The following is a 25,095-nucleotide window of genomic DNA, read 5'->3' as shown; positions in this document are numbered from 1 at the left end:
AAATTGATTTATTTAGTGTGTTGTTAGAATGCACAAATTTAAATAAATAATTCATAATTGCTTAAAACCAAACGAAGTTAAAAGGTTGAAGTTATTAAGGAGTTGTAAACAATTTAATTGAATTTCATATTAAGAATTGAGTAATTCTCTTTATGAGTGTCAGGTAGAGTGCAGTCGAAATATTCTTCTATTTTATATCCCACATTTTATAGTTTTAAATAATTATCTACTGACTTTTAAAATTTATTTTAACAGAAAGTACCTTTTTGTTAAATTAATAACAATGATTAGTGAAGATTTAAAACTAATTTATATATTTGCACAACAAAACTAGATTAATGAATTTTATTCAATCACATCATCATCATTTTTATACTTACACTCAAGTGAGCTAAAAATGTATTGAATAAATTAAAAATATATTTTAAACCCGTTTGAGTAAATCAAGCGGGTTTTTTGTTGAACACTACTTGATTTTCTTTAACACATATAATAAACAAATGAAAAAAATTAAAATCGCAGTTCAAAAATCAGGTAGATTAAATGAAGATTCTTTGAAATTACTTAAAGATTGTGGAATTTCAATTGATAATGGTAAAGATCAATTAAAGGCAATAGCAAGTAATTTTCCATTAGAAGTTTTATATTTAAGAAATGGCGATATTCCTCAATATTTAAGAGATGGAGTAGTAGATATTGCTATTATTGGTGAAAATGTATTAATTGAAAAAGGAACAGATATTGGCATTGCTGAAAAGTTAGGATTTTCAAAATGCAGAGTTTCTATTGCAATACCAAAAGAAAACACTTACAATAGTATTGAGGATTTAGATGGAATGAGAATAGCCACTTCATACCCAAATACAGTATTAAATTACTTCAAAAAATACAATGTAACGCCTGATATTCACTTAATTAATGGTTCCGTTGAAATTGCACCAAATATTGGGTTGGCTGATGCTATTTGCGATATTGTTTCAAGCGGGAGTACCTTATTTAAAAACAACTTAAAGGAAGTTGAAGTAATGCTGAAAAGTGAGGCGGTTTTAGCAGTATCTCCAAAAATTTCTAGTGAAAATCAAAAAAATCTTGATAAACTTCAGTTTAGAATTCAAGCTGTATTAAGAGCACGGAAATCAAAATATATTTTAATGAATGCTCCAAATAATAAAATTGAAGCAATTATTAAATTATTACCAGGAATGCGTAGTCCAACTGTTTTACCTTTAGCTGAAGAAGGTTGGAGCTCTATTCATACGGTAATTGAAAAAAATTCATTTTGGGAAGTTTTAGATGAATTAAAAGCACAAGGTGCAGAAGGTTTATTAGTAATTCCAATTGAAAAAATGGTATTGTAAATTTGTTAATACTTGAACATGAAAAAAATAATAAAACCAGAAAAAAAAGAGTGGTCTGAAATATTGAAGAGACCTACACAATCTTTTGAATCTATTGAAGAGACGGTTATTTCTATATTTAGTGATATCAAAAGAAATGGAGATGATGGTGTATTGCGATATTCTTCTATTTTTGATGGCGTAGAATTAACTAATTTTTTTGTTTCTAAAGAAGAAATTACAGCAGCTGAAAATATGATTTCAGATGATTTAAAAGAAGCAATTAAAATTGCGAAGCAACATATAGAAAAATTTCATATTGCTCAAAAAACTTCAAAAGTAGTTGTAGAAACTGTTGAAGGTGTTGTTTGTTGGCAAGAAAAAAGGCCTATTCAAAAAGTGGGTTTATACATTCCTGGCGGAACAGCTCCTTTATTCTCATCAGTGTTAATGTTAGCTGTTCCAGCTAAAATTGCAGGTTGTAAAGAAATTATTTTAGCTACACCACCTACTAAAAAAGGAAAAATAAATCCCGCTATTTTATATGCAGCAAATTTATGTGGAATCACTAAAATATTAAAAGTAGGAGGCATACAAGCAATTGCAAGTTTAACTTTTGGAACGGAAACCATCCCACAGGTTTATAAAATTTTTGGACCAGGAAATCAATATGTAACAGCAGCCAAACAATTGGCAACAAAATACGGAGTTGCTATTGATATGCCTGCTGGGCCAAGTGAATTGTTAGTGGTTGCAGATGAAACAGCAAATGCAAGTTTTGTGGCTTCCGATTTGTTAAGTCAGGCAGAGCATGGTATTGATAGTCAGGTAATTTTAGTATCAACATCTAAAACTAAATTAGAAGCAATAGAAAATGAAATTGAGAAGCAAATTCTGAATTTGTCTAGAAAGAAGATTGCTGAAAAAGCAATCGAAAATTCAAAATTAATATATCTTGAAACTAAAGAAACTGCTTTAGAATTAATTAATGAATACGGCCCTGAACACTTTATAATTTGTACAAATGATAACGATTTTTATATAGATGGAGTTCAAAATGCAGGTTCTGTATTTATTGGAAATTACACGCCAGAAAGCGCAGGAGATTACGCTTCAGGAACAAACCATACGTTGCCAACAAATGGCTATTCAAAAGCCTACTCAGGAGTAAATTTAGATTCGTTTTTAAAAGCTATTACATTTCAAAAAATTTCAAAAAAAGGAATTCAAAATATTGGAAATACAATTGAACTAATGGCGGAAGCTGAAGGCTTAGATGCGCATAAAAATGCAGTAACTTTACGCTTAAATAGTTTGAAGTAAATGTTATTATAAGGAATAATAGTGACGTGATAATGGGTTTTAAAGATTGAGATTGCCACAGTAAATGAGAAATAATTTTAAATGAGACTTTAAATTAAGTATAGAATGTAATAAATGGAAGCAAATATATTTAACATCACCAATTTAGTTCGTGAAAACATCAAATCACTAAAACCATATGCATCTGCAAGAGATGAATTTAAGGATTTTGATAATGAAATGGTATTTTTAGATGCAAATGAAAATCCGTTTGAAAATGGTGTAAATCGTTATCCTGATCCGCAACAAACAAGAGTTAAAAATAAGTTGTCTGATTTAAAAGGAGTTCCTATAAATCAAATTTTATTAGGAAATGGAAGTGATGAAGTATTGGACTTAATTTTTAGAGCATTTTGTGAACCAAAACAAGATACTATTATTACACTACCGCCAACGTATGGAATGTATAAAGTGTTGGCAAACATTAATAATATTGAAGATAATGAGGTTTTATTAACTACTAATTTTGAACCTAATGTTGATGAAATTTTAAAAGTTGCTAACGCCAATTCTAAACTGTTATTTTTATGTTCACCTAACAACCCTACAGGAAATTCATTTTCTAATGAAAGTGTTGAAAAACTATTAAAATCTTTTAACGGATTGGTGGTGATTGATGAAGCTTATATCGATTTTTCTTCCCAAAAAAGTTGGTTAGAACGTTTAAGTGAATTTCCGAATTTAATTATTACACAAACCTTGTCAAAAGCCTATGGTATGGCAGGAATACGATTGGGAATTTGTTATGCTTCCGAAGAAATTATTGCGGTGTTAAATAAAATTAAACCTCCTTATAACGTAAATGAATTAACGCAACAAAGAGCTTTAAAGCGAATTTTAACAAAAAATAAAGTTAGAAATGAAATTGAAAAAATTTTAGAACAACGAGATAAGTTGATAGCTAAATTAAAATTGATTTCTTTTATTGAAAAAGTATATCCAACAGATGCAAATTTTGTGTTGGTTAAAGTAGATGATGCCACTAAAAGGTATGGTCAATTAATTGAAAAAGGAATTGTAATTCGTAATAGAACAACACAGCCTTTGTGTAAAAACACCTTGCGTTTAACCGTTGGAACAAAAAGTGAAAATATAAAATTGATAAATGCATTAAAAGAGTTATAAAATGAAGAAAAAAGTATTATTTATAGATAGAGATGGCACACTAATTAAAGAAACTGTTGATGAACAAATTGACGCATTTGATAAAATGATATTTTACCCTAAAGTATTTACATATTTAGGAAAAATAGCAAAAGAGTTAGATTTTGAATTGGTGATGATTACCAATCAAGATGGTTTAGGTACAGCAATTTTTCCTGAAGATACTTTTTGGCCTGTTCACAATTTTATAATGAAATCATTTGAAAATGAAGGCGTTGTATTTAATGAAGTTTTTTTAGATAGAACTTTTCCACATGAAAATGCAAATACACGTAAACCGGGAACAGGATTACTAACGAAATATTTTTCTGAAGATTATGATTTAGAAAACTCTTATGTAATTGGAGATCGATTAACAGATGTTGAATTGGCTAAAAATTTAGGTTCAAAAGGAATCTTTATCAATGATAATACCAATTTAGGAACTAGCGAAATCACGGTAAAAAGAGACGAATTAAATGATGTTATTGCTCTGGAAAGCAACAATTGGCAACAAATTTACGAATTTTTAAAACTGAAAAATCGTACTGCTGAACTAACTCGTAATACCAACGAAACTAAAATTTATATTAAACTAAATTTAGATGGAACAGGGAAAAGTGATATTTCAACAGGAATTGCTTTTTTTGATCATATGCTCGATCAAATTGCACGTCACGGAAATATGGACGTAACCCTACAAGTAAAAGGAGATTTAGAAGTTGATGAACATCATACAATAGAGGATACTATGATTGCCTTGGGTGAAGTTTATGCTAAAGCTTTGGGAAGTAAACTGGGCATTGAACGTTATGGTTTTTGTTTACCAATGGATGATTGTTTGGCACAAGTTGCTATTGATTTTGGAGGTAGAAATTGGTTGGTTTGGGATGCAGATTTTAAACGTGAAAAAATTGGTGAAATGCCAACTGAAATGTTCTACCACTTGTTTAAATCGTTTACCGATGGTGCCAAATGTAATTTAAATATAAAAGCTGAGGGAACTAACGAACATCATAAAATTGAAGCCATTTTTAAAGCATTTTCAAAAGCTATAAAAGCCGCTGTAAAAAGAGATTCAGAAAAAATGATTTTACCAAGTACAAAAGGAATGCTATAAAAAGATGTGAGAATTGAAATATTAGATTTTAATTTTTTATTCAATACTTAATACACAATACTATAGAATGAAAATAGTAATTATAAACTACGGAGCAGGAAATATCCAATCTATAAAATTTGCCATTCAGCGTTTGGGTTATGAAGCAATTTTATCGGATGATGCAGTAGCCATAAAAACGGCAGATAAAGTTATTTTCCCTGGTGTTGGAGAGGCAAGTAGCGCTATGAAAAAGCTAAAAATAAGCGGTTTAGATAGGTTAATACCAACGTTGAAACAACCTGTTTTAGGAATTTGTTTAGGAATGCAGTTAATGTGTAATTATTGTGAAGAGGGCAATACACAAGGCTTAGGTATTTTTGATTGTGACGTTGTGAAGTTTAACAATAGCGTTAAAGTTCCTCAAATAGGATGGAATCAAATTGAAAATTTAAAATCGGATTTATTTAAAGGAATTAAGGAAAAAGAGTATATGTATTTGGTACATAGTTTTTATGTTCCATTAAATAATGAAGCCATTGCAATTACAGATTATGGAATAAAATATGCTTCTGCATTGCAAAAAGATAATTTTTATGGAACTCAATTTCATCCAGAAAAAAGTAGCAAGGCTGGGGAACAAATATTAAAGAATTTTTTAGCGTTATAAAAATAAACGTCACCCTGAACTTGTTTCAGGGTCACAAACTAAAAGGTACAATAATCATGAGATGCTGAAACTAGTTCAGCATGACGAATAAATAAACAATAAAAATGAGAATAATACCCGCAATAGATATTATAAACGGCAAATGTGTACGCCTTTCAAAAGGAGATTATAGCACAAAAATAATTTATAATGAAAATCCGTTAGAAGTAGCTAAAATGTTTGAAAATCACGGAGTTAACTATTTGCATTTGGTTGATTTAGATGGCGCAAAAGCAAGTCATATTGTAAATTATAAAGTGTTAGAAACCATTGCAGCCAAAACAAATTTAAGCATTGATTTTGGCGGTGGATTAAAATCTGATGAAGATTTACGAATTGCTTTTGAATCGGGTGCAAATCAAATTACGGGAGGTAGTATTGCAGTTAAAAAACCAGCTGTATTTAAAAGTTGGTTGCAAAAATTTGGTACCGATAAAATTATATTGGGTGCAGATGCAAACAACGAAAAGGTGGCTGTGGGTGGGTGGTTAGAAGAATCTGATGAGGAATTAATTCCTTTTATTCAAAACTATGTAAAAGAAGGAATTAGGTATGTAATTTGTACAGATATTTCTAAAGATGGCATGTTGCAAGGGCCTTCATTTGAATTGTATCAAAAAATTTTAAATGAAATTAATGTCACATCGAGCGAAGTCGAGAATATAAAATTAATAGCTTCGGGAGGAATTTCAACATTTGATGAATTGCCAAAATTGGCCGCAATGGGATGTGAAGGAACTATTATTGGAAAAGCCATTTACGAGCATAAAATTAGTATGAAAGAAATTGAAAATTATATATTGAATAATTAATTGTCATTGCGAGGAGTGAAACGACGTGGTAATCTGTTTGAAAGAAAGAGATTGCTTCATTATCATTCGCAATGACGAAATTAAACATAGAATGTTAACAAAAAGAATAATACCGTGCTTAGATATTAAAAATGGGAGAACTGTTAAAGGTGTGAATTTTGTTGATTTACGTGATGCAGGAGATCCTGTTGAATTGGCTGAAATTTACGCGAATAATGGAGCCGATGAATTGGTGTTTTTAGATATTACAGCAACGGAGCAGAAGAGAAAAACATTGATTAAATTAGTAATGGACGTTGCTTCAACAATAAATATTCCATTTACAGTTGGTGGTGGAATTTCATCAGTTGAAGATGTAGAAGTATTGTTGAATTCAGGAGCCGATAAGGTTTCTATAAACTCTTCCGCAGTTAAAAATCCGCAACTTATAAATGATTTAGCCGCTAAATTTGGAAGTCAGTGTATTGTTGTAGCCATTGATGCCAAACAAATTAATAATGAATGGATAGTGCATTTGGTAGGAGGAAAAGAGCCAACAAAAATTAAATTATTTGATTGGGCTAAAGAAGTTGAGCAACGTGGTGCAGGAGAAATTTTATTTACTTCAATGGATCACGATGGTACTAAAAACGGATTTGCAAATGAAGAGTTGGCACATTTAAGTGAGTTGGTAAATATCCCTATCATTGCTTCTGGAGGAGCTGGAAACATGCAACATTTTACAGATACGTTTATCAAAGGAAATGCAGATGCAGCATTGGCAGCAAGTGTTTTTCATTTTAAAGAAATTGAAATTATAGATTTAAAGAAAGAGTTGCAAAAAAATAACATACCTGTTAGATTATAAAATGTCACACTGAGCTTATCAAAATGAGCTTTAAATAAAAAATTAATAAAATTAAATGATGAACATAGATTTTAATAAAAATGGAAATGGCTTAGTGCCTGCAATTATACAAGATGCTTTAACAAAAAATGTATTAATGTTAGGGTATATGAATGAAGAAGCATATACAAAAACTGTTGATTCAAATAAAGTAACTTTTTTTAGCCGAACTAAAAATAGATTGTGGACTAAAGGTGAAGAAAGTGGTCACTTTTTAAATGTAGTTTCCATAAAAAATGATTGCGATAATGATACCTTGTTAATTGAAGTAAATCCTGTTGGTCCAACTTGCCATAAGGGAACTGATACGTGTTGGGGTGAAACCAACAATCAATCTTTCGGTTTTTTATCTGAGTTAGAAAAGGTGATTCAAAGTAGGAGAGAAGCTGCCGATTCAGAAAAAAGCTATGTAGCTTCATTGTTTAAAAAAGGGATTAATAAAATAGCTCAAAAAGTTGGAGAAGAAGCAGTAGAAATTGTAATTGAAGCTAAGGATAATAATGATGATTTATTTTTAAATGAAGGGGCTGATTTACTATTTCACTATTTAATTTTATTACAAGCAAAAGGGTTTGCATTGAAAGATGTTGTGGATGTTTTAGAAGGAAGACATTAGTAGAAAATATTTTTTATAAATGGGAAGTTTTAAATAACTTAAAAATGAACTTAATAAACAAAAAAACTTTAGAATTTTTATATAAGTTAAAGAAAAATAATAACAGAGATTGGTTTAATAAACATAAAGCAGTGTTTATAGCTGAACAAGATAAGGTAAACGTATTTTATGCTGCTTTAAACGAAAAGCTAAATACTCATGATGCAATAGAAAAATTAAAAGTATTTAGAATTTATAGAGATGTGCGTTTTTCAAAAGATAAAACTCCCTATAAAACTCATTTTGGAGGTCATTTTGTGCGAGCAACTAGCCGATTACGAGGAGGTTACTATTTACAAATAAGTCCGAGAGAATCTTTTTTGGCTGGTGGGTTTTGGGCTCCAAATAAAGAGGATTTGTTTCGCATTCGGAAAGAATTTGAAATGGATGCCACAGAAATTAGAGAAATTATTGAGGATACAACTTTTGTAACTCATTTTGGCGAATTAAAAGGAAATGCATTAAAAACAGCTCCACGAGGTTTTGATAAAGAACATCCAGATATGGATTTAATTAAAATGAAGCAATTTATAGTAACACATAAATTTACTGATGAAGAAGTATTATCAGCTGATTTTTTAGAAAAAGTGAATAATTATTTTATAGCAATGCGACCTTTTTTTAATTATATGAGCGAAATTTTAACCACCGATTTAAATGGTGTTTCTACAATAGATAAAGAGGCTATCTGAAAAGCAATTATACTTGTCATTTTGAACAAAGTGAAAAATCTCAACATATTGATATACAAGTGTTTAATTTCAAGAAGATTCTTCATTTACATTCAGAATGACACTTTTTAGACAGCCTCTTTGTCTTTAGTTATTTTACGATTATTCTTTTGGTAGAATAAGATTTTTCATTAATTATTTTAACAATATACATTCCAACAGGTAAATTTTGTACCTCAATTCTATTTTGTATAATTTTTGGTTGTTGAATATTAATAATTTGTTGACCAAGTAAATTATAAAATTGAATCGCACTAACTTCAGTATTATCTTCAACTAAAATAGTTATCTTAGAAGCTGTTGCAGGATTTGGATATACACTAAATAGGTTGGGTTTAAACTCTAAAATAGATAGTGTAACATTATAAAGACCTAAGTCACTAAAGGTATCAACAGCAAAATCATTCCACTCACTAGGTGTATACGTTGTATTTGGAGAAGTTATGGTATTTATTCTTCTTTTAGTAACATCTTTAGCAAAATTAGCTGAGCCACCATTAAAATTCCCAACAACGTCAATTAAAACACCATTTTTAAATAATCCAACTGGATCGTTTCCGTTAAAATCAATTGGTGCACCTGTTATAATTAAATCAGATACATCTGTTATTCCAGTAGCTGAGCCTCCATTTCCAACAACATACACATTATTGGTGTTTAAAATACCATTTAATATTAATTCATTTACCCAGCTTCCAGCACCATTAACTTGTTTTTTTATAGAATAATTAGATAAATCAACAGAGCTTCCAGTAATGTTCGCAATTTCTATGGCTTTATTGTTACCACTACCTTCAATATATTCAGAAATAAATAATTCAGTACTACCAGTAGTGGCAGCTGTAGTTGTTACGGCTACTGTATTACTTACTGTTGAAGTATTACCTGCAGCATCTTTAGCATATACTGTAAAATTATATGAAGTGCTTGCTGTTAAACCAGTTACATTGTATGAATTAGTTGCTGTAGAGGCTAAAAACACACCATCTTTAAAAACTTCATACGAGGTTACTCCAACATTGTCAGTTGAAGCACTCCAAGCTAAATCTGTTGTTGTACTTGTGGTGTTACTACTACTTAAATCTACTATTGCTGAAGGAGCTTCTGTATCAGGTGTTCCTGCAAAGCATGTCCAAGATAAATCATCAAATATTACTCTATTTGAAGTTCCGCTATTACCATCAAACACGATAGTAACATTTCCAGAGACATTGATTCCTGTAATAGTTGTAGTTTGTAACGCTGAACTATAAGGTATAGAACCTACAATTGCGCCATTAACTTTCAAATTAAAAGATCCCGAAGAACCAGAAAACACCAACTGGGTTGTAACGGTTAAATCTCCAATACCATTTGCAGTTGTTGGAGCTGTTAATATACCATTTCTTATAGTAATTGCTTTTCCCGTAAGTGTTTGGTCGGTTCTAGAATCTGTTGAAGACCAAGAGCCACCATCATCACCAGTCCAATTAACAGTTGTATATGTAGAATTATTAGCTCCAATATTTGTAAATGTTTCAGAAGCACAATTACTAGAGAGTGCAATAGTTGTTCCATTTACAGGTGTACTTTGAGCTGAAGCATTAGATGCCCCATCTTTAGCTAAAACGGTTAAGCTATATGTTGTTGTAGGTGAAAGACCTGTAATTGTGAATGCAGTAGTGCTTGTTGTTCCATTAAAAACACCATCAACATAAATGTCATACCCTGTAACACCTACATTATCAGTAGAGGCAGTCCAAGATAAATCTAAAGTAGAACTAGTTTCGTTACTAACAATAAGGTTTGTAGGAACCGTTGGAGGATCTACATCAATAATATTGGTAGTTGTAAAGGTTTCCGTATTACTTACTGTTGAAGTATTACCTGCAGCATCTTTAGCATATACTGTAAAATTATAGCTAGTATTTTGTGTTAAACCAGTTACATTGTATGAATTGGTTGTTGTAGAAGCTAAAAACACGCCATCTTTAAAAATTTCATAACTAGTAACACCAACATCATCTGTTGAAGCAGTCCAATTTAAATCTGCAGTTGTATTTGTAATATTTGATGCAATTAAATTTGTTGGTGCAGTTGGTGCTTGTGTATCTGGAGTTGGGTTCCAAATTTGATTTACATATTCCGGATGATCAATAAATGGGTTTCTATTATTTTGACGCGCATAAATTGCATCGTTTCTATCTATTTCTAGATTACTTACAGGATCATTGGTATGCCATGTCATAAGTATTGTTAAAAAAGGCTCAGCAAATACTTGATCTGTTGTACCATTAAACATAGCATAAGAAACACCCCAAGTTGTGAGAACATTTTCATAACGAGTGGCAAAATAAAAATAAAGTCTTGCAACATCGCCTTTGAATTCATCTATAGGTTCAAATACAGTTCCTGAATATCCTGCAGAATATCCAGAGTTTAGTGCATCTCCAAGTTTTGATCCATTTTGGGTAGTGGTGGTTGCAGTACCAACCACTCCATGTGGATAATTTGATCGTATACTATTTACTTTTCCATCTGTAGGAATTACAAAATGAGCATCATTTCGCATAGGTGATAGTTGATTAAAAACAGATTGAGGTATAATATGTTCGCGATTATAACAATCGCCTTCATTGGCATACGATCCACATTGATCGGTGGAGTAAGTGAAATTATATGGATCAACACCTGTAGGGTTTTCAGAATAGATATCCATAATTGTACCATCATTTTCATAATAGATATCTCTATCAGATGTTTGATAGGTATCCCATAATCCGGGAGTATAACCATTATCTATATGTCCTTTAATAATATTGTAAAGTTGTGTTTTTAAGGTATAACCACTTCCTGTAGCAGTATCATAATAACCCGCAGGTATTTGACTGTATATTGAGAATGATATCAGATAAAATAAAAGTATTAGTTTCTTCATAAAAAAATATTTGGGAGGCAAACTTAAATATATATATTTAATTATTAAAAAAAGTAAGTTTAATTTAATGTTAACTAGTTTATACGTTCAAGCAAAGCCATATAAAAACCATCGTAACCAGATTTGAAAGGAGAAACCTTATGATCTTTTAAAAGTTTAAAATTTGTATTATTTTTTAGAAACTTTTTCACTTGATTTTCATTTTCCGAAGGTAAAATAGAACATGTTGCATACACTAATTTTCCGTCAATTTTAACTAACTTCGCATAGCTTTCTAAAATTTCAGCTTGTGTTTTGATAATATTTTCAACAAATTCAGGCTGTAATTTCCATTTACTGTCTGGGTTTCTTCGTAATACGCCAATTCCACTACAAGGAGCATCAATTAAAACTCTGTCGGCAGTGCCTTTCATTTTCTTCATCACTTTAGAAGATTCAATTACTTTTGTGGTAATATTATGTGCGCCAGCTCTACGAGTTCTTATTTTTAATTTTTTTAATTTACTTTCATAAATATCAGTTGCAATAATTTGCCCTTTATTTTCCATAAGAGCTGCTAAGTGTAATGTTTTCCCTCCAGCGCCCGCACAGGTGTCAATTACACGCATTCCGGGTTTTACATCTAAATATGCGGCAACTAGTTGAGAAGAGGCATCCTGTACTTCAAACAGTCCATCTTTAAAGCATTTTGTTCTAAAAACATTTGCGCGTTCTACCAATCGTAATGCATCGGGATATCCAGGGATAAATTCGGTAGCAATACCTTCTTCTGCTAATTTTTTCTGAAGAGATTTTTTTATTGTTCTAAGCGTATTGGTGCGTAAAATAACTTCAGCTTGCTTATTTAAGGCACTAATTTCTTTACTCCACTGTTTTTCACCTAATTCAGTCACACCTATTTCATCCATCCAGTCAGGAATAGATTCTTTAAAAACTCTCACTTTTTGAAGTTCATCAAATTTTCCTTTAATCCTTCTGGTAGGTACACCCTGTAATTGATTCCAATCGGGTAATTTATAACCTTTTAAAACTGCAAAAACCGCAAAATTTTTCCAAATATTTTCGGTAGAATAATGATATTTTGTAGATGCAATTTCATTATATAACCGTTTCCAACGCACCATTTCATAAATAGTTTCTGCAACAAATTTTCGGTCTCTAGCTCCCCAACGAGCATCTCTTTTTAGTGCTTTTTGAACAACTTTATCGGCATATTCACCTTCATTAAAAATAAGTTTTATTGAATCAATAACTGTATATACTAAGTTTCTATGTAATCTCATGTGAAAAAATTAAGTTTGCAAATATACGAAATTAGTTACTTAAAAATGGGTTAATAATTTGTTGATTTTCAGAATTGAAGAAACGATATTGAGATAAACGAAATTATAGTGATAAACCATTATTAGGAGAAGTTTTTACAAAAAAGCTAATTTGTTTTTACAAATTCAATCTAAAGATTATATGCTATATAGTGTTATGCGCCGAATTCTTTAATTTTTAAATCGAAAAGCGTAAAAACGTCAGTCATAAACATGCCATCTAATGAAGAGTTACTGTCATTTCCCATAGCATCATATTTGAAGTTCTTAATTGTTAATTCGTTATTTTTAAGCACTTTTTCGAGCGGATGAAACTGAACATCAGGTATTGCGAATTTTTTAAACATTTCTTGCTTTCTTATTCTTGCTCTATCGTATAATATGACAAGTTCGCTTCTCGTATCTTGATTCAAATTGTTGAATATTTTTAAAATATTATGAGAATATGGAGCAGTTTCTTTACAATTCAATTCGAAAAGAGTTTTAATTATTAACTCTATTATTATAGCTTGTAAAAAATGCGTAGTTACAGCCATTCCTAAAGCATTATCTCGCGAGTTGTTTTTATTTAGTGTTATTGAATAGTAAAAAGATTCAATTAAGAAACGTTTCTTTCTTACCAATTCTTTAATTTCATCTGTTTTCATTTGGCGCATAACTAGCAATAAAGATACATTAAAATTGCAATAATTTTTTTTTGCTGTTTGAATTATTACCTTCGTGTTTAAATAAAATAAATGTCGTTATATAATTTAAATACTTCTATCTCGTATTTAAAAGGTGTTGGCCCTAACCGAGCAGATTTGTTAAAAACCGAATTGGGAATACATACTTTTGGTGATTTGCTTAACTTTTTTCCTAATAGGTATATAGACAGAACACAATTTTTTAAAATTAATCAGTTACAACAAAATTATTCAGAAATTCAAATAATAGGAAAAATAACCAATATTAAAACGGTTAAACAAAAAAGAGGAAGTAGGTTGGTTGCTACTTTTAGAGACGAAACTGGTTTTATGGAACTGGTTTGGTTTAGAGGAATTAAATGGATAAAAGATGCTGTAAAAATAAATACACCCTATGTTGTTTTTGGTAAAGTTAATTCTTTTAATGGGGTGGTTACAATGGCTCATCCTGAGATGGAATTGTTAGAAACTTATAAAAAAAGTTTAAGAACAGCTATGCAGCCAATATATGCTTCAACTGAAAAACTTACTAATAAAGGGATTTCAAATAGGCTGGTTTCAAAAATGATTCAGCATTTATTTAAAGAATTAGGTTTGGAATTTAAAGAAACATTATCAAAATCAATTATTGATAATTTAGATTTAATTTCTAAAAGTGAGGCATTATTTAATATCCATTTCCCAAAAAAACAAGAATTATTAACGAAGGCACAGCAACGATTAAAATTTGAAGAATTATTTTTTATACAGCTACAATTAATAAGGAAAAAAATTGTTAGAAAGGCAAAAATTAAAGGTTTTAATTTTGAAAAAGTAGGTGAACATTTCAATAATTTTTATAAAAATAAATTGCCTTTTGACTTAACAAATGCTCAAAAAAAGGTATTGAAAGAAATTCGAAAAGATATTGGTTCAAATGCACAAATGAATAGATTATTACAAGGTGATGTAGGTTCAGGTAAAACAATTGTTGCTTTATTAACAATGCTTATAGCAATAGATAACGGATTTCAAGCGGCTTTAATGGCGCCAACAGAAATTTTAGCAACACAACATTATAATTCGTTAGTTGAGCTTTTAAAAGGAATGAATATTTCTGTGAAATTGTTAACAGGCTCAGTAAAAGTTAAAGAACGAAGAATATTACATGCAGCATTAGAATCGGGTGAATTGGATATTTTAATTGGAACACATGCGTTAATTGAAGACAAAGTAAAATTCAACAATTTAGGAATTGCTATTATTGATGAACAACACCGTTTTGGAGTTGCTCAACGCTCTAAATTATGGCAAAAGAATGAATTACCACCTCATATTTTAGTAATGACAGCCACACCCATACCACGTACGTTAGCAATGAGTGTGTATGGAGATTTAGATATTTCTGTAATTGATGAATTACCTCCGGGACGAAAAGAAGTTAAAACCGCACATAGATATGATGCAAACCGATTATCAGTTTTTAAATTTTTAAAAGAAGAAATAGCTAAAGGAAGGCAAGTTTATATAGTGTATCCTTTAATAAATGAATCTGAAGCTATGGATTATAAAGATTTAATGGATGGCTATGAAAGTATTTCAAGGGAATTTCAAAAACCAGATTATCAAATAAGTATTGTTCATGGCAAAATGAAGCCAGCTGATAAGGAATACGAAATGCAACGTTTTATAAAAGGAGAAACACAAATAATGGTGGCAACTACTGTGATTGAAGTAGGCGTAAACATTCCAAATGCGAGTGTTATGGTTATTGAAAGTGCAGAGCGTTTTGGTTTATCGCAATTACATCAGCTAAGAGGTAGAGTAGGACGAGGAGCAGAACAAAGTTATTGTATTTTAATGACTAGTTTTAAATTATCAAACGAGGCTAAAATCCGTTTAAATACAATGGTTGAAACCAGTGATGGTTTTAAAATAGCTGAAGTAGATTTAAAACTGCGTGGCCCTGGAAATATAATGGGAACTCAGCAAAGTGGGGCATTAAACTTGAGAATTGCTGATATTGTTAAAGATGCTCAATTATTAAAAACTGCTAGAAAATTTGCTATTGATTTATTAACAGTGGATCCTATATTAAAATCTCCAGAGAATATTTTTATTAGAGCAGCCTACCAAGAACTTAGTAAGAACAGTACTATTTGGTCAAATATTAGTTAAATAGCAGTTCCAATTCATAAGATTACTTCACTGCGTTGGTAATAACAATTGCAAATTGCACCATTAAAATTTGAAATAACAAACAACAATTTACTATTTTAGAAATACATAAAATCTTTAATAGTAAATAAACGACCAAACAATTCAACAACTTAATTCTATTTTTTATCTTTGCAAATCGAAAAAAAGCATAAAGGATGAAAATATCATACAATTGGTTAAAACAATTTTTAAAAGTTGATTGGGAAGCAGAAAAAACAGGTGAATTGTTAACCGATTTAGGACTTGAGGTTGAAGGGATTGAAACTGTAGAATCTATTAAAGGAAGTTTAGAAGGTGTTGTTATAGGTAAAATATTAACTTGTAATCAACACCCAAATGCAGATAGATTAAAAGTTACAACGGTAGATTTAGGTAACGGAGAACCTGTACAAATTGTTTGTGGAGCTCCTAATGTAGCTGCCGGGCAAACAGTACCCGTAGTTACCATTGGTTCTACTTTATATGATGCAAAGGGAAAAGGATTTAAAATTAAGAAAGGAAAAATACGAGGCGAAGAAAGTTTAGGAATGATTTGCGCTGAAGATGAACTTGGATTAGGAAGTAGCCATGAAGGAATTTTAGTGCTAGATGATGCTATTGAAGCAGGAACAAAAGCTGCAGAAGTATTTAATATAGAATCTGATGAAGTTTTTGAAATTGGGCTAACTCCAAACCGTGCCGATGCTATGAGTCATTTTGGTGTGGCTCGAGATTTAAGAGCTGGGTTATTGCATAAAGAAATTGCTTTAGAGTTAATTTCCCCTTCAGTAAGTGATTTTAGAGTAGATGACAGAACATTAAAATTTGATGTTGAAGTTGAAAATATAGATAAAGCACCTCGTTATGTTGGAATTACAATCTCAGATTTAACGGTTAAAGACTCTCCAAAGTGGCTTCAAACCAAATTGAAAGCAATAGGTTTAACACCTATAAATAATGTAGTTGATGTAACTAACTATGTATTGCATGAATTAGGACAACCTTTACATGCTTTTGATGCTTCTAAGGTAAAAGGAAATAAAATAATTGTAAAAACACTGTCAAACGGGACTAAATTCACAACTCTTGATGGAGTTGAACGTTTGTTACATGAAGAAGATTTAATGATTTGTAACGGAAATGAAGAACCTTTATGTATTGCAGGTGTTTTTGGAGGGATTGATTCTGGAGTTACAAATAATACTGCCTCAATTTTTTTAGAAAGTGCCTACTTTAACCCAGTTACAATCCGAAAAACAGCAAAAAGGCATGCTTTAAATACAGATGCCTCTTTTAGATTTGAAAGAGGAATTGATCCAAATATTGCCAAATACGCTTTAAAACGTGCTACAAACTTAATTTTAGAGGTTGCAGGAGGTAAAGTATCTTCAGAGATTGTAGATTTATATCCTACTAAAATTGAAGATCACCAAGTATTTTTATCTTATGAAAAAATGGATCGGTTAATTGGAGCAAAAATACCAAGAGAAACAGTGAAAAATATTTTAGCATCATTAGATATTAAATTTAATAGTGTTACAGATGGTGGTATAGGATTAACAGTCCCTTCTTACAGAGTAGATGTTACTAGAGAAGCCGATGTAATTGAAGAAATATTGCGCGTGTATGGCTACAATAATGTAGAGTTTTCACACAAGTTAAATACCTCTATTTCTTTTTCTGATTTTAATAATGTGAAGATTGAAAATATTGTTGCTACGCAATTAATTTCTCAAGGGTTTAATGAAACTATGGCTAATTCTTTAACAAAATCAGATTATATTTCGTTAAGTGAAATGCTAAAAGAAGAACACAATGTAGTTATGCTGAATCCTTTAAGTAGTGATTTAGGTGTAATGCGTCAGTCGTTATTATTCAGTGGGTTAGAGTCTGTTATTTACAATATTAACAGAAAAAATAACTCATTAAAATTCTTTGAATTTGGCAAAACATATCACCACTTTGAAAGTGGTTACAATGAGCAAAAACACTTAACACTTTTTATAACTGGTAAAAGAACAAAGAATGGTTGGAATATAACTCAGAAAAAATCAGATTTTTTCTATCTCAAAGGTGTTGTTTCAGCGTTGTTACAACGCTTGGGTATTCAAAAAACAAAAACAACACTAACTAAAAATGATGTCTTTTCAGAAGGAATTACATTGAGTTTGGGCAAAACTAAATTAGTAGATTTAGGGGTTGTTAAATTTTCTATTTTAAAAGAATTTGATATAAAACAAGAAGTTTTATTTGCAGATTTTAATTGGGAAAATATATTAAAAATTGGAGGTAAATCGAAGGTGAAAGTTTCAGAATTATCAAAATTTCAAGCAGTTAAGAGAGATTTTGCTTTATTAGTAGATGAAAAAGTAACTTTTGATGAGATTTATAACTTGGCTTTTCAGGCTGAAAAAAACTTTTTAAAAGAAGTTGATTTATTTGATGTTTATGAAGGTGATAACTTAGAAAAAGGGAAAAAATCATATGCTGTTAGCTTTTTAATTCAAGATAATAATAAAACATTAAACGATAAGCAGATAGACAAAATAATGCAAAAGCTACAACTTACATTTGAAAAAAATATAGGTGCTACTTTACGCTAAAAAGTTTTTCAGAAATAATAGTTAATAGGTCATTAATCGCCCATAGAATAATTGCCAGCGTTGAGGCTGAACATGAAAGGATATATTTAAAATTACTTCAAAATATTTCGGAAGACAACGTATTTATAAAAGATGAAAAAGTTTGGAGGAAATGTATTAATTGTGGATATGTTTATGAAAGTAAAAGAGCATTAGAAGTTGTCCAGCTTGTTTGCACCCTAAATCGTATATGCAAATTAGAGAGTAAAACATATAGGAAATGTAAGTGTCAATAACTCTATAATTAATACCTACACAAAAAAATAATTGGTATTTTAAAAGGTTTATACTATAAGTATTGTTTTTAGATGAAAGTATTTTTTATTTTTACAGAAATTAAATTCAATGTATAAACGAATTATTCGTCCGTTATTTTTTTTATTTGATCCTGAAAAAGTTCATCATTTTACTTTTGTTCTTATAAAAAACCTTTTTAAAATTCCGGGAATTTCATTTTTTATAAGAAAAATATATACCGTTGAAGATAAAAGGCTAGAGAGAAATTTATTTGGTTTAACATTTAAAAACCCTGTAGGGTTAGCAGCAGGGTTTGACAAAAATGCAATTTTATATAATGAATTCGCAAATTTTGGTTTTGGATTTATTGAAATTGGTACAGTAACTCCAAAATTACAAGAAGGAAACCCTAAAAAGAGATTGTTTAGGCTGAAAGCGGATAAGGCTATTGTAAACCGAATGGGATTTAATAATAAAGGCGTTTTCGCAGCTGTTAAAAATTTAAAAAAGAACAAAGGAAAAATAATAATTGGTGGGAATATTGGCAAAAATACAACTACTTTACCTACTAATTATACAGAAGATTACTTAACGTGTTTTCAAGAATTACACCCTTATGTAGACTATTTTGTATTGAATATTAGCTGTCCAAACGTAAATAGTCATGCTAAATTAAATGATAAGGATTATTTAATTGAACTTATTACAGCTATTCAGGAAGAAAATAAAAAGTTTCAGCAGCAAAAACCAATTTTATTAAAAATTGCACCAGATTTAAATAAAATTCAATTGGATGAAATTATTGCAGTGGTTATAAAAACCAAAATTGATGGTGTTATAGCTTCAAATACATCGGTGCATAGAGAAGGATTAAAAATTTCAGAAAGGGAATTAGAAAAAATAGGAAATGGAGGATTGAGCGGAAAACCTATTAACGATAGAAGTACGGAAGTTATTAAATATTTAGCTAAAAAGTCAAATAAAGCATTCCCTATAATTGGAGTAGGTGGAATTCATTCAGCGGAAGATGCATTAGAGAAATTAAATGCAGGAGCCGATTTAATTCAAATTTTCACAGGTTTTATTTACGAAGGTCCAGTTTTAATTAAACAAATTAACAAGGCTATTCTTAAACGTGAAATGCTTAAAGAAATAAAAAATTGATTTGAATTACGAAATCCTTATATCATTTATTGGAGCTTCAATGCTGTTGACAATAATGCCTGGGCCAGATATTATTTATGTATTAGTTCAAAGTATTACTAATGGAAAAAAATATGGAATAGTTACTGCACTTGGTCTTGTGTCAGGAATTCTAATTCACACATCTTTAGTTGCTTTTGGGGTTTCAGCAATACTAAAACAATCTGAAAATTTATATTTTACAATCAAATTGTTTGGCGCTTTTTACTTAATATATTTAGCATTTCAAACCTATAAATCTGCAGATGAAATTTTTTTAGATTCAGAAGTAAAAAAGAAAAATTTAAGAAATTTGTATAAGCAAGGTTTTATAATGAACGTTTTAAACCCTAAAGTTTCTATCTTCTTTTTAGCCTTTTTTCCAGGATTTTTATACAGTACTACACAAAATACAGTAATTCAATTTTATGTATTAGGAATCTTATTTATGTTTCAAGCTTTATTAATTTTTTCAATGGTTTCTTTTCTGTCAGGCTATTTTGCTTCCTATTTAAAAAATCATCCAACTTTTAATACAAAGCTAAAATGGTTTAAAATTTTAATCTTTGTTGCAATTGCTATTTTTATAGTATTGTCTTAATTGGTTTTGTATATTTGACCATAGATGCAAAGTGTGAAAATTATAGAATGTCCAAGAGATGCTATGCAAGGTATAAAATCACATTTTATACCTACTGAAGCCAAGGTTCAATACATTAATGCGTTATTGAGAGTTGGTTTTGATACTATTGATTTTGGAAGTTTTGTTTCTCCAAAAGCCATTCCTCAAATGCGTGATACGGCAGAGGTACTTACCAAATTAGATTTAAGTAATACAGAGAGCAAATTATTGGCAATTGTTGCAAACGTTAGAGGTGGTGAAGATGCTTCGCAATTTGAAGAAATAAATTATTTAGGATACCCTTTTTCTATTTCAGAAAATTTTCAAATGCGTAATACTGGTAAAACAATAGCGCAATCGATAGCAATTTTAGATAAACTTTTAAATATCTCAGTTAAAACCAATAAAGAAGTTGTAGCTTACTTATCTATGGGCTTTGGAAATCCTTATGGTGACCCTTGGAATGTTGAAATTGTATCTGATTGGACTGATAAACTATCAAAAATGGGTATTACCATTTTATCATTATCAGATACAGTAGGTAGCTCTACACCACAAATTATTGACTATTTGTTTTCAAATTTAATTCCAGCTTATCCAAATATAGAGTTTGGAGCCCATTTACATACAACACCATCAACTTGGTTTGAAAAAGTTGATGCTGCGTTTAAAGCAGGATGTAGCAGATTTGATGGTGCAATTAAAGGTTATGGTGGTTGCCCTATGGCTAAAGATGAACTCACGGGAAATATGCCAACCGAAAAATTATTTTCTTATTTCCAACAGCAAAAGGCTTTTACAGGAATTAATGCTATGAGTTTTGAAAGCGCCTACAATGAGGCTTTAAAGATTTTTAACGTTATTTAAAGTTATTACATTTTTTAATAGCATATATTGTCATTATTTATAATCGCACACTTAATATAAACACAAAATGAAAAATAAATATGTACACATTATGTTTTTCTTTACAAATTTTTAAAACTTAATGATTCTGATGTTATAAAAAAAAAGCTACCTAGATTTATTTTTAAGCAGCTTTTTTAATTAAATTTTCTTATTGTACAAAAGTCCAATGTTCAGTATCGCTATCAACAACACTCATCGTTCCAGTTTTTGTGCCTTTTACAACTCCATTTTGAATTACTCTTAATGTAAAGCTAGACTGAGCACCTTCAGATTCACAATAGTCATAATAATTAACCCAATATTCATAGGTTCCAGATGGAGCGCTACCATTTGTCCAATAAATATTTTCAGTAGGCCCTTGAGGACAATCCGAGCATAAACAGTCAACATCCAATGTGCCACCATCTGCCTGTGGACTTGAATAAGAAATGATGGCTCCGCTAGGAGTTTTAACATACAAATCTAAATCAACATTGTCGGGATTTGTAAATTGTAAATTAAATCTAGGGTTTCCATCCATACCAACCAAAACAGGCTCATCAGATTCATTGTTTTTGTCTTTACTACAAGAATTTAGTAAAAGAACAATAGTAAAGGCGACCATAATTTGTAAAAAAACAATTTTCATAATAATTAATTTTAAAGATTATATGACTCAAATTTAATTAAAAATCATTTAATTTAATTATTATTTTAGAATTTTCACGCTAATTTATACTGATTATCAATAGTTTAATAATTAGTATTAGCTGTTAATAGTAATAGGAAATTCCATTTGTAATTTTCAAAAAAAGACTCTCAAAACTGATCTAATATTTGAGAGTCTTTTTAATATAAATTAAAACTTAATTAAGCTTAAATTTTTTCTTTTTAAAATACGCAACAACACTTAAAATTGCTATTACTACAACTACGATATTAACCCAACTTGGAATGTTGAAATTGTATCTGATTGGACTGATAAACTATCAAAAATGGGTATTACCATTTTATTATTATCAGATACAGTAGGTAGCTCTACACCATCAACTTGGTTTGAAAAAGTTGATGCTGCGTTTAAAGCAGGATGTAGCAGATTTGATGGTGCAATTAAAGGTTATGGTGGTTGCCCTAAGGCTAAAGATGAACTCACGGGAAATATACCAACCGAAAAATTATTTTCTTATTTCCAACAGCAAAAGGCTTTTACAGGAATTAATGCCATGAGTTTTGAAAGCGCCTACAATGAAGCTTTAAAGATTTTTAACGTTATTTAAAGTTATTACATTTATATTGTCATTATTTATAATCGCACACTTAATATAAACACAAAATGAAAAATAAATATGTACACATTATGTTTTTGTTCCTTTTTTTAGGAAGCTTAAATGCACAATCTAAAAAGGTTGTTGATACTACCCATTTTAAATTGGTGAATTATCATACTGAAGATGGAGGAACTATTGAGGCTTCATTCTTCAAAGGAAATAAAAAGCTTGTGGTTATTTTTGCTCATGGAGCAATTTTCAATAAAGAAAGTTGGTATTTTATGGCTAAAAAATTACAAAAAGAGGGTGTTTCGTCTTTTTGTATAGACTTTAGGGGGTATGGAAAAAGTAAAAAAGGAAGTACCAATAAACGCTCATTAGATATATTAGGAGCCATTAATTTTTTAAAAGAAAAAGGCTTTAATCAAATTGCAATTGTAGGAGGAAGTATGGGAGGTGCAGCAGTTTTAAATGCGCTAAATACAAAAACCGATAAAGTTATAAATAAAGTAATACTACTTGCACCTGCAGGTGGTGATGGAATTACAAGTAAGTCTATAAAAAAGTTATTTGTAGTTTCTAAAAATGAACGTCTTTTTACTCGTGTAAATAAAATATACACCGAATCAAGTAAGCCTAAAGAACTAAAAATATTCTCAGGAGCATCCCATGCCCAAAATATGTTTAGATCTGAGCATAGAGAAGAACTTATCAATCTCATTCTTAATTTTTTAAACATACCTGACTACTAGCAAGTAATTTAGAAGCTCAAATTTTAGAAAAAATTTTCTCCCTACATTTTTTTTAAATAAATTAATAAGTATAACTTTGTTTTTCTTTAAAAAATAGTATGAAAAAAGCACTTTATATTTTAATAAGTTTAAGTTTATTGGTTTCTTGTTCAAAAGAAAATAATGTTGTTGAATTTACTTTTTTACAACTAAATGATGTGTATGAAATAGCACCTTTAGAAGGTGGTAAAGTAGGAGGAATGGCAAGAGTTGAAAAATTACATCAAAATTTATTAAAAGAGAATCCCAATACTTTTATGTTTATGGCAGGAGATTTTTTAAATCCATCTCTGTTAGGAACAATTAAATACAAAGGAGAGCGTATTAAAGGAAAGCAAATGATTGAAGTTATGAACGCTATGAATTTTGATTTAGTTGCTTTAGGAAATCATGAATTTGATTTAAATGAACAAGAATTTCAACAGCGTTTAAATGAATCAAACTTTCAGTGGATTGCCACAAATCCTGTTCATAAATTTAAGGATGGAACTAGTAAACCTTTTACTATTTTTAAAGATAGTATCTATAAAGAACTCCCTAAAACAGTTATTTTCAATATTAAAAACAAAGAAGGGAAATCAATAAATATAGGTTTTTTTAGCGCTACAATAAATGCAAATCCGAAAGATTATGTAGACTATGGTGATTTTTATGAATCAGCAAAATATGCATACAATACCTTAGAACCAAAGACAGCTATCGTTTTCGGACTTACACATGTTACTATTGAGCAAGATAAAATGCTTGCAAACATGTTTCCTAAAGTACCATTAATTATGGGAGGTCATGAACATGTGCATATGTCTGTTCCTGTTGGAACTTCTAAAATCACAAAAGCTGATGCGAATGCTAAAACGGTTTATGTACACCGAATTTCTTACAATATTAAAACAAAAGAAACTACAATAAATTCAGCGTTAATACCAATTACAAAAGAAATAGGAGTAAACACAAAAGTTGATAATATTGTTCAGAAATGGAATGTATTACTCGATGAAAAAATTAAAGAAATTCTTCCTAATCCAAATGAAGTAATTTATTCAGCAATTAATCCATTAGATGGAAGAGATACACCTATTAGAAGTAAGCAAACAAATTTAGGCTTGCTAATTACAAAAGCAATGGCTTATAGTTTTGATAATAAGGTTGATTGCGCATTGGTAAATGGTGGATCTATAAGAATAGATGATGAACTACAGGGAGATATTACAGGCATAGATATTTTTAGAGTTTTACCCTTTGGTGGTGAAGTATTGAAAGTTGAATTAAAAGGACGTTTACTAAAAAAAGTATTAAATTACGGTAGGCTAAAAGCTGGAAAAGGCACTTATTTACAACGCTATAACGCAACTTATGATAAAATAACTAAAAAGTGGTTGGTAAATAACAAAGCAATTATTGATGCTAAAATTTATACTGTAGCCTTTAGTGATTATTTGCTGAAAGGATTTGATATACCGTTTTTAAAACCTGAAAACAAAGATGTTGTTAAAATTTATCAAAATGAAGATACAGCGATAGCAAAAGATATTCGAAAAGCTATAATTATATATCTAAAAAGTTTATAAAAAATCAATTATTTAATATAATTAGTTTAAATTTGCTCGCAATTAATTTCTAAGTTGATT

Annotated in this window: 20 protein-coding genes and 1 pseudogene; 17 read left to right on the top strand and 4 right to left on the bottom strand. The window is 30.0% G+C overall.

The window, feature by feature from the left end; all coding sequences use genetic code 11:
- The first annotated feature begins 500 nt into the window (after nt 1-500).
- The 9 genes from hisG (at nt 501) to Lupro_RS02450 (ending at nt 8,695) form a co-directional block, all read left to right on the top strand.
- Nucleotides 501-1,358: an ATP phosphoribosyltransferase gene (gene hisG, locus Lupro_RS02490; RefSeq protein ID WP_068205978.1), complete on the top strand. Its 858-nt coding sequence runs from the start codon at nt 501-503 to the stop codon at nt 1,356-1,358.
- Between the two features lie 18 nt (nt 1,359-1,376).
- Entirely contained in the window at nt 1,377-2,660 is a 1,284-nt protein-coding gene (hisD, locus tag Lupro_RS02485; protein WP_068205975.1) for a histidinol dehydrogenase, read from the top strand.
- 114 nt (nt 2,661-2,774) lie between these two features.
- Entirely contained in the window at nt 2,775-3,824 is a 1,050-nt protein-coding gene (gene hisC / locus Lupro_RS02480) for a histidinol-phosphate transaminase (protein WP_068205973.1), read from the top strand.
- Nucleotide 3,825: 1 nt separating this feature from the next.
- A complete protein-coding gene (gene hisB / locus Lupro_RS02475; protein ID WP_068205969.1) occupies nt 3,826-4,962 on the top strand; it encodes a bifunctional histidinol-phosphatase/imidazoleglycerol-phosphate dehydratase HisB in 1,137 nt (378 codons plus the stop codon).
- Between the two features lie 67 nt (nt 4,963-5,029).
- Nucleotides 5,030-5,611: an imidazole glycerol phosphate synthase subunit HisH gene (gene hisH, locus Lupro_RS02470; protein WP_068205968.1), complete on the top strand. Its 582-nt coding sequence runs from the start codon at nt 5,030-5,032 to the stop codon at nt 5,609-5,611.
- A gap of 104 nt (nt 5,612-5,715) precedes the next feature.
- Nucleotides 5,716-6,462 (top strand): 1-(5-phosphoribosyl)-5-[(5-phosphoribosylamino)methylideneamino]imidazole-4-carboxamide isomerase, encoded by a 747-nt coding sequence (gene hisA, locus Lupro_RS02465; RefSeq protein ID WP_068205966.1) that lies wholly within the window; start codon nt 5,716-5,718, stop codon nt 6,460-6,462.
- A 91-nt stretch (nt 6,463-6,553) separates the two neighbouring features.
- A complete protein-coding gene (gene hisF / locus Lupro_RS02460; protein WP_068205964.1) occupies nt 6,554-7,309 on the top strand; it encodes an imidazole glycerol phosphate synthase subunit HisF in 756 nt (251 codons plus the stop codon).
- A gap of 58 nt (nt 7,310-7,367) precedes the next feature.
- Entirely contained in the window at nt 7,368-7,964 is a 597-nt protein-coding gene (hisIE, locus tag Lupro_RS02455) for a bifunctional phosphoribosyl-AMP cyclohydrolase/phosphoribosyl-ATP diphosphatase HisIE (protein ID WP_068205962.1), read from the top strand.
- 44 nt (nt 7,965-8,008) lie between these two features.
- Nucleotides 8,009-8,695: a DUF2461 domain-containing protein gene (locus Lupro_RS02450; protein WP_068205960.1), complete on the top strand. Its 687-nt coding sequence runs from the start codon at nt 8,009-8,011 to the stop codon at nt 8,693-8,695.
- Nucleotides 8,696-8,825: 130 nt separating this feature from the next.
- Here the strand turns inward: Lupro_RS02450 and Lupro_RS02445 are convergent, their stop codons facing one another.
- The 3 genes from Lupro_RS02445 to Lupro_RS02435 form a co-directional block, all read right to left on the bottom strand.
- On the bottom strand, nt 8,826-11,651 hold the full coding sequence (locus Lupro_RS02445) for an endonuclease (RefSeq protein ID WP_068205955.1): 2,826 nt from the start codon (nt 11,649-11,651) through the stop codon (nt 8,826-8,828).
- A gap of 74 nt (nt 11,652-11,725) precedes the next feature.
- Entirely contained in the window at nt 11,726-12,934 is a 1,209-nt protein-coding gene (locus tag Lupro_RS02440) for an RsmB/NOP family class I SAM-dependent RNA methyltransferase (RefSeq protein WP_068205952.1), read from the bottom strand.
- A 194-nt stretch (nt 12,935-13,128) separates the two neighbouring features.
- A complete protein-coding gene (locus Lupro_RS02435; protein ID WP_144439095.1) occupies nt 13,129-13,620 on the bottom strand; it encodes a hypothetical protein in 492 nt (163 codons plus the stop codon).
- Nucleotides 13,621-13,710: 90 nt separating this feature from the next.
- Between Lupro_RS02435 and recG the strand changes: the two genes are divergently transcribed.
- From recG to Lupro_RS02410, 5 genes are all read left to right on the top strand, one after another.
- Nucleotides 13,711-15,816, top strand: coding sequence for an ATP-dependent DNA helicase RecG (gene recG, locus Lupro_RS02430; protein WP_068205950.1), 2,106 nt, complete (start codon nt 13,711-13,713; stop codon nt 15,814-15,816).
- Nucleotides 15,817-16,013: 197 nt separating this feature from the next.
- The gene (pheT, locus tag Lupro_RS02425; RefSeq protein WP_068205949.1) at nt 16,014-18,440 is read left to right on the top strand and encodes a phenylalanine--tRNA ligase subunit beta; all 2,427 of its coding nucleotides are present in this window, start codon (nt 16,014-16,016) and stop codon (nt 18,438-18,440) included.
- Between the two features lie 384 nt (nt 18,441-18,824).
- The gene (locus Lupro_RS02420) at nt 18,825-19,880 is read left to right on the top strand and encodes a quinone-dependent dihydroorotate dehydrogenase (RefSeq protein ID WP_068205947.1); all 1,056 of its coding nucleotides are present in this window, start codon (nt 18,825-18,827) and stop codon (nt 19,878-19,880) included.
- Between the two features lies 1 nt (nt 19,881).
- Nucleotides 19,882-20,499: a LysE family translocator gene (locus tag Lupro_RS02415; RefSeq protein ID WP_227807467.1), complete on the top strand. Its 618-nt coding sequence runs from the start codon at nt 19,882-19,884 to the stop codon at nt 20,497-20,499.
- Nucleotides 20,500-20,523: 24 nt separating this feature from the next.
- Nucleotides 20,524-21,387: a hydroxymethylglutaryl-CoA lyase gene (locus tag Lupro_RS02410; protein ID WP_068205945.1), complete on the top strand. Its 864-nt coding sequence runs from the start codon at nt 20,524-20,526 to the stop codon at nt 21,385-21,387.
- 190 nt (nt 21,388-21,577) lie between these two features.
- On the opposite strand, the gene Lupro_RS02405 is transcribed toward Lupro_RS02410, so the two are convergent.
- Entirely contained in the window at nt 21,578-22,057 is a 480-nt protein-coding gene (locus Lupro_RS02405) for a YfaP family protein (RefSeq protein WP_068205944.1), read from the bottom strand.
- A gap of 301 nt (nt 22,058-22,358) precedes the next feature.
- Between Lupro_RS02405 and Lupro_RS02400 the strand changes: the two are divergent.
- The 3 genes and pseudogenes from Lupro_RS02400 to Lupro_RS02390 form a co-directional block, all read left to right on the top strand.
- A pseudogene (locus Lupro_RS02400) lies at nt 22,359-22,685 on the top strand (hydroxymethylglutaryl-CoA lyase); the annotation flags it as partial.
- Nucleotides 22,686-22,741: 56 nt separating this feature from the next.
- A complete protein-coding gene (locus Lupro_RS02395; protein ID WP_068205941.1) occupies nt 22,742-23,428 on the top strand; it encodes an alpha/beta hydrolase family protein in 687 nt (228 codons plus the stop codon).
- Between the two features lie 98 nt (nt 23,429-23,526).
- Nucleotides 23,527-25,035, top strand: a complete 1,509-nt coding sequence (locus Lupro_RS02390) for a bifunctional metallophosphatase/5'-nucleotidase (protein ID WP_068205939.1) — start codon at nt 23,527-23,529, stop codon at nt 25,033-25,035.
- Nucleotides 25,036-25,095 lie beyond the last annotated feature (60 nt).

This window comes from Lutibacter profundi (assembly GCF_001543325.1).
GTDB lineage: Bacteria > Bacteroidota > Bacteroidia > Flavobacteriales > Flavobacteriaceae > Lutibacter > Lutibacter profundi.
The sequence above is the reverse complement of the archived record's forward strand: the minus strand, read 5'-3'. Positions and strand labels throughout refer to the sequence as shown.

What these genes read in the sequence shown, in the direction of transcription:
- hisG (WP_068205978.1), top strand. Translation starts at nt 501, where the DNA reads ATGAAAAAAATTAAAATCGCAGTTCAAAAATCAGGTAGATTAAATGAA.
- hisD (WP_068205975.1), top strand. Translation starts at nt 1,377, where the DNA reads ATGAAAAAAATAATAAAACCAGAAAAAAAAGAGTGGTCTGAAATATTG.
- hisC (WP_068205973.1), top strand. Translation starts at nt 2,775, where the DNA reads ATGGAAGCAAATATATTTAACATCACCAATTTAGTTCGTGAAAACATC.
- hisB (WP_068205969.1), top strand. Translation starts at nt 3,826, where the DNA reads ATGAAGAAAAAAGTATTATTTATAGATAGAGATGGCACACTAATTAAA.
- hisH (WP_068205968.1), top strand. Translation starts at nt 5,030, where the DNA reads ATGAAAATAGTAATTATAAACTACGGAGCAGGAAATATCCAATCTATA.
- hisA (WP_068205966.1), top strand. Translation starts at nt 5,716, where the DNA reads ATGAGAATAATACCCGCAATAGATATTATAAACGGCAAATGTGTACGC.
- hisF (WP_068205964.1), top strand. Translation starts at nt 6,554, where the DNA reads ATGTTAACAAAAAGAATAATACCGTGCTTAGATATTAAAAATGGGAGA.
- hisIE (WP_068205962.1), top strand. Translation starts at nt 7,368, where the DNA reads ATGAACATAGATTTTAATAAAAATGGAAATGGCTTAGTGCCTGCAATT.
- Lupro_RS02450 (WP_068205960.1), top strand. Translation starts at nt 8,009, where the DNA reads ATGAACTTAATAAACAAAAAAACTTTAGAATTTTTATATAAGTTAAAG.
- Lupro_RS02445 (WP_068205955.1), bottom strand. Translation starts at nt 11,651, where the DNA reads ATGAAGAAACTAATACTTTTATTTTATCTGATATCATTCTCAATATAC.
- Lupro_RS02440 (WP_068205952.1), bottom strand. Translation starts at nt 12,934, where the DNA reads ATGAGATTACATAGAAACTTAGTATATACAGTTATTGATTCAATAAAA.
- Lupro_RS02435 (WP_144439095.1), bottom strand. Translation starts at nt 13,620, where the DNA reads ATGAAAACAGATGAAATTAAAGAATTGGTAAGAAAGAAACGTTTCTTA.
- recG (WP_068205950.1), top strand. Translation starts at nt 13,711, where the DNA reads ATGTCGTTATATAATTTAAATACTTCTATCTCGTATTTAAAAGGTGTT.
- pheT (WP_068205949.1), top strand. Translation starts at nt 16,014, where the DNA reads ATGAAAATATCATACAATTGGTTAAAACAATTTTTAAAAGTTGATTGG.
- Lupro_RS02420 (WP_068205947.1), top strand. Translation starts at nt 18,825, where the DNA reads ATGTATAAACGAATTATTCGTCCGTTATTTTTTTTATTTGATCCTGAA.
- Lupro_RS02410 (WP_068205945.1), top strand. Translation starts at nt 20,524, where the DNA reads ATGCAAAGTGTGAAAATTATAGAATGTCCAAGAGATGCTATGCAAGGT.
- Lupro_RS02405 (WP_068205944.1), bottom strand. Translation starts at nt 22,057, where the DNA reads ATGAAAATTGTTTTTTTACAAATTATGGTCGCCTTTACTATTGTTCTT.
- Lupro_RS02395 (WP_068205941.1), top strand. Translation starts at nt 22,742, where the DNA reads ATGAAAAATAAATATGTACACATTATGTTTTTGTTCCTTTTTTTAGGA.
- Lupro_RS02390 (WP_068205939.1), top strand. Translation starts at nt 23,527, where the DNA reads ATGAAAAAAGCACTTTATATTTTAATAAGTTTAAGTTTATTGGTTTCT.